This window comes from bacterium, assembly GCA_040754625.1.
Classification (GTDB): Bacteria; JACRDZ01; JAQUKH01; order JAQUKH01; family JAQUKH01; genus JAQUKH01.
Genome location: JBFMCF010000044.1, coordinates 1 through 6,963 on the forward strand (window position 1 = coordinate 1; position 6,963 = coordinate 6,963).

Genomic DNA, 6,963 nt, shown 5'->3' on the forward strand with positions numbered 1-6,963 from the left:
ATACTTTTTTGGGAACTTTGTTCCTAATAGCTTTCATGCCGGTCTCCTTTATAACACACTATAAAAGATTCGGCTGAAAGCTATTTTTTTATATACTTTTTTTTAAATTTGCCAAACTCAAGTATTAATAATTAGACTTTTCTGCTTACAAAATTCTATTTTGTAAACCTTTTACGTAATCCGGCAAAACCAAATAAACCGGTAGCCAAACTACCCAGTAAAAACATTGTACTTGGTTCAGGAACTTTGCCATTTATATCATCGTTACCACATGACATAGTCCAGTGGGCTGAAAGTTTATCAACTAAAAAAGAAGACGCATTAAAACTGACTATCCTGTAATAACTTAGAGGACCACCATAATAATAATATGCATCTTCTGTGCGGGGATTATCACCGGAACCACCATAATTGGAAACTAATGATGTAATTAATGCTCCCGACTCCATTGCAAACGGTTTAGTAATTGCATATGGGCCATTAACATCATTATTCCATAAACTAACGCTGTATACTCCTGCTGAATCCAAACCGGGCGTGCCTGTATTACCGCCAACTGTTTCACCATTCACATAGTCTCTGGTAAAAAGCCCAAAATCAACTGCATATTCATATGTTGAAGGAGTTCCATCAAATGACAGCGCTAAATCACCTGCATAATAGTCATGCCCTCCCCAATATATATGCCCGTCAGCCACATCAAAACCAGTTTGTAACCCTAATGAAAGAATACCTGCTTCAAGTTTATAAAATAAATACTCAGCATCAAAGGGTTGTCCCCCGCCGCCGGGACCAATCCACCCGTCTTTTCTAATCTTGTCTTCACTGGATAATAGTGTCCATGTGCTGTCGAATACCGATAAAGGGACCGCACTGCTTTTTGTATAAATACCAAGCAATACAATAACAGCTAAAAATGTATTCTTTACTATCTTCATAGAAAATAAATTTCTCATTTTTTACACCTCCTTTCTACGTTAAAATCAAAATATGCAAAAAATAAAAAAGCCAGTTACATATCAAAATAACTGGCTTTTGTCCTTTAATTTAATTTTCTCTAAATACTTAAGCTTGACCTATGCCCTTTATTAATTACGTATTCTGTAGTTTTACTAAAATTCTATACTAAAAAAGTACTCCTGTCAAGTCTTTTTTTTGTATTTCGCAGCCTGGAAAAATTCAGTATTTATCTATACAAAAAGTTATTATTTATTAATTCATAATTGCGATTAAACCTGACAGGAATTTCTACCTCAGACTTACAGTTTTGGCATTTAGCTATTGTTTTACCCTGGTCAAAAATTATTATCCTGGTTCTTAGCTTTTGCTTTCTGCCTTCATTGGAAATAATTGTTTTATTACAAATTGGACATTTCATAAGACCACCCCTCCATTTGTATTCAACTACAGAAGGTATATTATCATACAATATAATCTGAAGTCAAGCAAAATCTTAATTTTTCTAAATTTGTATTGCTTTAAGCCATGCCCTATTTTCAACATACCAATTAACTGTTCTTTTTATTCCTTCCTCCAATTTAACGCCGGGCTTCCAGTTTAAAAGCTTTTTTGCCTTGCTTATATCAGCCCATGTGGCTTTTATATCTGCTTTATGAAAAGGTAATTTTTTTATTTTCGCTTTTTTGTTTAAATATTTCTCTATAAGTTTAATAACATAACTTAATTTATACGGATCATTCCCGCCAAGGTTTACTATTCCAAAATCCGTCATTTTTAATGCATCCATAGTGCCTCCAGCAATATCATCAATATAAGTAAAATCCCTGCTCTGGGTCCCATTCCCAAAAAGCTCAAGAGGCTTTCCTTCATCGATCCATTTTATGAACCTGAAAATACTCATATCAGGGCGCCCCGCAGGCCCATAGACAGTAAAATATCTTAAAATCGTTATATCCACCCCGTAAAGATAATGATATGCATAGCATAAAGCCTCTGCCGCTTTTTTGCTTGCGGCATAAGGAGAAATCGGCGTGTTTACCGCAAGTGTTTCCTTAAAGGGCATTTTTTGCCCCGCATATAATGACGAAGTTGAGGCTAAAATAAACTTTTTAATTGCATAATCTTTGCAAAGTTCAAGAAGATTTAATGTCCCCATAGCATTTGTCGACATATATACAAAAGGATTTTCCATGCTGTACCTGACCCCTGCCCGCGCGGCCAAATTTATTACTGCATCCGGCTTATGGTTTCTAATAATACCCTTTACCGCAGAAAGGTTTTCAATATCCATTTTATGAAATCTGAAATTCTTAAAATTTTTCAATTGATTAAGACGATGTGTTTTTAACCGGACATCATAATAATCATTCATGTTATCAATCCCGATAACTTCGATATTTTTTTTCAATAATTTTTCAGCGGTTTTCGCGCCGATAAAACCTGCTGCCCCAGTTAATATTATTGTCTTCATAACTGTTACAATCTCCAATAAAGTAAACCTGAATTATTAAAACCATCCGGCCCAAACATTCCTTTGACATCAATTACCACACCTTTGCCGTTTTTATTTGAAAGATGAGTTTTTAGTTTTTGTATGCTCAAAATCTTTTCAAAATGGGCATGGTTAACCGCAATTATGATTGCATCGCATTTTATTTTAGCATCATATTCCTCAAGTTTTATCCCATATTCATGCCTGACCTCCTCTTTATCTGCCAAAGGGTCACATACAAGGACATCAATCCCGTATTGCTTTAGTTCATTTATTATATCTATCACCCTGCTGTTGCGAATATCTTTAATGTTCTCTTTAAACGTTATCCCCATAATCATTACCTTAGAAGCTTTTACTGTCTTTCCCGACCTGATTAAAAGTTTAACCGTCTGTTCAGCAATATATTTACCCATGTTATCGTTTATCCGGCGGCCGGCAAGTATAACCTGGGGATTATATCCGACCTCTTCGGCTTTGAATGTAAGATAATAAGGGTCTACACCAATACAATGCCCCCCCACTAAACCCGGGCTCATTTTAATAAAATTCCATTTAGTCCCAGCGGCCCACAAAACAGACCTGGTATCAATACCCATCTTATTGAATATTATCGCAAGTTCATTCATAAGGGCAATATTTAAGTCTCTTTGGGTATTTTCAATAACTTTTGCCGCTTCCGCGCACTTGATTGATTCCGCCCTGTGGACGCCTGCCCTGGCAACTAATCCATAGGTCACCGCTACTTTATCAAGAGTTTCGCCGTCACAGCCTGAAACCACTTTAATTACCTTCGAAATAGTATGTTCAGTGTCCCCGGGATTAATCCGCTCAGGAGAATATCCGACTTTAAAATCCTTTTTGTATTTTAACCCGGAGAATTTTTCCAGAATAGGGACGCACACATCTTCGGTAACTCCCGGGTAAACAGTCGATTCAAACACGACAATACTCCCTTCTTTCATATTTCTAGCGACAAGCTCTGTCGCGCTTTCCAAACAACAAAGGTCCGGCGCATTGTGTTTTGTTATGGGGGTAGGCACGGCAACTATTATAAAATTTGATTCTTTCAACCGGGTAAAATCAAAAGAAAATTCCAAAAGAGCAGATGCTTTCAGCGATTCTTTTGTTATTTCATTATTGTAATCATAATATTTATTGAGTTCCGCGATTCTTTTTTTATTGATATCAAAACCCATTGTTTTGACAACTTTTCCAAACTCTACAGCGAGAGGCAACCCAACGTATCCAAGGCCGACAACAGCAATTTTTTGTTTTTTACTAATTTCCGCACTAAATTCCATCATTTATTACTCCTATTTCAAATTTTCGGCAGGTACCCTGGGATGACAGGAATTACTTCTTTTGCAAATTCCTTCTCATATCCAACTATATATTCTATCGTTCCTTTTTCAGTATCGGATGTCACACTGATTATTACCGCATCCAACCGTCCGATAATTAATGCCTTTTTCAAAATTTGTATACGGTGTTTAAATTTATCAGTAAAAACTTCATTGCCTATCTGAAACCAGTAAAGAACCACCTTTTGTAAAGGCCCCTTTTGGGCAAACATTCTATTTAATTTTAGCTTGCCTGATATTTCAATTTCTTCCAATTTTTCTTCAATAATCGTCCACCCCTGGGAAAGGTAACATCTTGCGGGGTTATGAGAATAAGCCCCTTTCTCATAATTAAAATAACCTATATATAACCAAACAGAATTGCCTTCTTTATTAGTATATTTCCTGTTAAAAGACTTAAATCCGATAACCCTCCCTTCTCTCACTTCAGAAGGCAGCAATTCCTCGGTAACAGGTAATTCCTCTGTAACTTCCCAGTCTCCTACCCTGCGCGGAAATTCTGAAATATTGAGGTCCGGCGGCCATGTTTCTTTTTTAAATGACATCGGATATATAATAATACTCAGGAATAAAAAAATTCCCGTTAATATCCAGCAGTTTTTTCTCGAAATATCCAATTTATTATCTCCCCTGTTATAACCAGCATAGCACCCGCTATTATAAAAACAATGATTCCCGAAAAATCATGGGTTAATTTAAAAGCTATTTTTTCTCCAAAATAATAAGATACAAGAGCAGTCAAAATAATCCTTGAAATATTGGCCAGCATGGCAATAAAAACCGATAAAAAAGAAATTAATATTCTCCTTGATAAATTCTTTTGGGTTATATACGCGTAAAAAATCCCTACAGTAGTAACTAAAACAATAGATTTTAAACCACTGCATGAAGTGGCCACTTCAAGAGTAAAATTTTTCAGATAAATAAGGTTCCCGTTTCGTATAACAGGTATACCTATAAGTTTTATGAATCCTGTTGATACCATAGACGCAAAAAGTTTTAATGGCAAAGTAAGCCCGTCAATATAAGGGATTGGAATCATCAATAGAAGAAAGCATAACGGAAATAATAATTCACGGGTTATTTCTTTCCCGTACGCATAAAGAAGAAGCCCAAAAAAAATTGAAAAAAAAGAAAAAATAGTAATCCGGAGAAATTCTATTCTCACGCCAAAAAAATAAAAAATAACACCCAATACTATTAAATAAATTCCCGGGGTATAAGATTTTTTATTCAATACTTTTAATGTATCTCTTTTTTTCCATATCAAATAAACCGCGGCCAGCGGAACAATAATCCCATGGTTATAATTCGCATCGCCTTCCCACCACATGTAAAATTTATAAAATACAGGCAGGTAGAGAATAAAAACCGAGGAAAAAAGCAATATTACATAATACCTGTTGTTTGCAGAAATTTTCTCATCGATATTCAATTTTTACCCTTTCAAATTTTTAAACTTAAGTCTTCAGTCTAACGTCTAATGTCTCATATTTTTAATATGCTTCCTTATGAAAAAGCAATGTAGCTACTGTCTTAAACAAAATCTTTATATCAAGAAGAAGTGACTGCTGTTCCATATATTCCAAATCATATTTTGTTTTTTCATCAATGGTAGTATTGCCTCGGATACCATTTGCCTGGGCCAGGCCTGTTATCCCGGGCTTCAGATATAATCGTCTCCTGTTCCACTCGCTGTATTCATCAACAAAAATAGTGGCTTCAGGCCTTGGCCCCACTAAACTCATATTACCAATTAATACATTTAATAACTGCGGCAGTTCGTCAATGCTTGTTTTACGGATAAAAGCCCCTATTTTCGTCACTCTGTCATCGTTTTTTTGAACCTTGTATAACGGCCCGGCAGCAGCTTCCCGGACCATACTGCGGAATTTATATATCTTAAACGGCCTGCCATTCTGCCCGATTCTTTTTTGAGTAAATAAAACAGGCCCCGGTGATTCAAATTTAATTAAAATACTAATAATCAAAAATAAAGGCGATAAAATAATCAAGCCGAAAACAGAACCAATAATATCTATTACACGTTTTGCGATTGATTCCCATCCAAGCATAGGGACGTCCCTGAAACCTAAAATAGGAACACCGCTTATTTCATCATAACTCATACATCTCGGGGCTAATTCATAAATATTTGGGACCAGACTGCAGTCAATATTTTCCTTCCATAAAGTTTCAAATATTTCTTTTAATCTTTCTTTCCGAAGCGCTGAACCTGTTAAGATTACAAGTGAAACTTTTTCTTTTACCGCTGCCTGGCAGACATCAGAAATTTTACCTATTATTCCTTTTTCTGAAAGATCATTAATCTTTTTTTCTATCTCTTCAGTCACAGGCATATCTTCTTCTAAAACAAAACCAACCACCTTAAAAAGCATTTCTTTATGAAATTTATACTGCCATGCTAATTTTCTCGCGGCTTCTCCCCAGCCCGCGATAAGCACCTTTTTTACTATTGGCCCTCCTTTCCTGGCCAATATCCTCAAAATATACCTGGCAACGACTCTTGAACAGCTTAAAAAAATAATACCAAAAAACCATAAATAAATCAACATTAGTCTTTGGAAAAGAAGCTGATGAGTTGCATAAAAAAAAGCGAGGATAAAAAGAACTTCCAAAGTGACGGCAATAGAAATGGAAAAAAATATCTCATCAATACCCCATCTTCTCCTTGGTTCATACTGTCTCATTACCGTAAGAATAGTGAGCCAGGAAAAAAGCATAACAGGATACATAGCAGTATAGTTAGCACTGCCGATCCCGGCACTAATTCCAAACAGAGAGACAGAGGCTCTCAGTTTATATGCAAGAATAAACGCCAGGCTAATTAAAAAAGTATCCATTCCTACCATAGAAAAAACAAAAAGTGCTCTGCGGTTTTCAACTTCCATTATTTTTTGCCTTCTATACTAATTAATTGAATCATCGCGGAATTCCGATCTATAAACAATATATTTTATAAAAAAATTGCACAGTTGTCAAATTAATTACTGCTCAATTTGTAACCGGTCAGTTACCGGTGGTTTTGTAGCCGCAGGCTTTAGCCTGCGTAAACATTAACTGATAATTTTATTCAAATTAAAATCAAGCGAACCAGAAAAAGAATAATCTTTCCAGTCGGTAACA

7 protein-coding genes are annotated in these 6,963 nt (G+C 35.7%); all 7 read right to left on the minus strand.

Annotated elements, in window-relative coordinates; translation table 11 throughout:
- Positions 1 to 155: 155 nt before the first annotated feature.
- On the minus strand, positions 156 to 938 hold the full coding sequence (locus AB1498_03620) for a PEP-CTERM sorting domain-containing protein (protein ID MEW6087367.1): 783 nt from the start codon (positions 936 to 938) through the stop codon (positions 156 to 158).
- Between the two features lie 248 nt (positions 939 to 1,186).
- Complete coding sequence (locus tag AB1498_03625) at positions 1,187 to 1,378, minus strand: hypothetical protein (protein ID MEW6087368.1); 192 nt, start codon at positions 1,376 to 1,378, stop codon at positions 1,187 to 1,189.
- A gap of 84 nt (positions 1,379 to 1,462) precedes the next feature.
- The gene (locus AB1498_03630; protein ID MEW6087369.1) at positions 1,463 to 2,431 is read right to left on the minus strand and encodes a GDP-mannose 4,6-dehydratase; all 969 of its coding nucleotides are present in this window, start codon (positions 2,429 to 2,431) and stop codon (positions 1,463 to 1,465) included.
- 5 nt (positions 2,432 to 2,436) lie between these two features.
- The gene (locus tag AB1498_03635) at positions 2,437 to 3,759 is read right to left on the minus strand and encodes a nucleotide sugar dehydrogenase (GenBank protein MEW6087370.1); all 1,323 of its coding nucleotides are present in this window, start codon (positions 3,757 to 3,759) and stop codon (positions 2,437 to 2,439) included.
- A 14-nt stretch (positions 3,760 to 3,773) separates the two neighbouring features.
- Positions 3,774 to 4,433 carry an exosortase C-terminal domain/associated protein EpsI gene (locus AB1498_03640; protein ID MEW6087371.1) on the minus strand — a complete coding sequence of 220 codons (660 nt, stop codon included), beginning with the start codon at positions 4,431 to 4,433 and terminating at the stop codon, positions 3,774 to 3,776.
- Positions 4,400 to 5,251 (minus strand): exosortase/archaeosortase family protein, encoded by an 852-nt coding sequence (locus AB1498_03645; protein ID MEW6087372.1) that lies wholly within the window; start codon positions 5,249 to 5,251, stop codon positions 4,400 to 4,402. Before AB1498_03645 ends, AB1498_03640 begins: the two co-directional genes overlap by 34 nt.
- Positions 5,252 to 5,312: 61 nt before the next feature.
- Positions 5,313 to 6,728, minus strand: a complete 1,416-nt coding sequence (locus AB1498_03650; GenBank protein MEW6087373.1) for a sugar transferase — start codon at positions 6,726 to 6,728, stop codon at positions 5,313 to 5,315.
- Between the last annotated feature and the right edge of the window lie 235 nt (positions 6,729 to 6,963).